Raw genomic sequence first — 846 nt, forward strand, 5'->3', positions numbered from 1 at the left:
CTATGATCCTGTAACCGGTACACTAACGCCTACCACTCCGCTGGCAGATGGTTCACATCAACTGACTTATACGCTGACTGATGCAGCAGGTAATGAAAGTGCACAGAGCCCAGCAATAACAGTTACTGTAGATACAACTGCGCCAGTTTTGACAATTAGTACATCTGATTTGGTTCTCGCATCGGGCGAAGCTGCAACTATTACATTTGAATTTAGTGAACCCGTTAGTGAATTTTCAGTTTCAGATGTAGTTGTTAGCGGTGGTGTACTAAGTAATTTTATTCAAGTTGATGCAAATACATGGACAGCAATTTTTACTCAAAGTGGATCAGTAGCACCAAGTATTAGTGTAGCTGATGGGGCCTATACTGATATTGTTGGCAATACCGGTAAAGGTGACGTTCTGGATGGAGCAGATGGTTTTATTTTTAATCCCTTAGCAGTTGACTTGATTGGTGAAATCACTATTCCAGCAGATATAAATAACGATAATATTCTCAATGCTAATGAGTTAGGAGCAGATAAGACATTTACTGCTCAGATTACTTTAGGTAGTGATGCGGCTGTAGGAAATATTATTAGTGTAAATGGTATAAACTATACAGTAGTACAGGCAGATTTGGATGCTGGGTTCATAACAGCAGAAATTATTGTAACTGTGGATGGAGATTTATCTGTTCGTGCAGAAGCACGTGATTCTGCTGGTAATACAGACATTGCCGATACAACTATAAAAGTGATTACAGTTGACACGACAGCACCTATTACGCCTTCTGCACCAACAGGCTATCTGGACAATGTTGGACCTGATCAAGGAATCAAGGGATCAGGCAGTAGTACAGATGA

General features: G+C 40.4%; 1 protein-coding gene. It reads left to right on the forward strand.

Annotation, left to right across the window (positions count from 1 at the left end):
* The coding region (locus C1642_RS18965) for an Ig-like domain-containing protein (RefSeq protein ID WP_228153913.1) at positions 1-846 on the forward strand (846 nt) is incomplete at both ends.

This window comes from Acinetobacter sp. AKBS16, from assembly GCF_002899995.1.
Lineage (GTDB): Bacteria > Pseudomonadota > Gammaproteobacteria > Pseudomonadales > Moraxellaceae > Acinetobacter > Acinetobacter baumannii.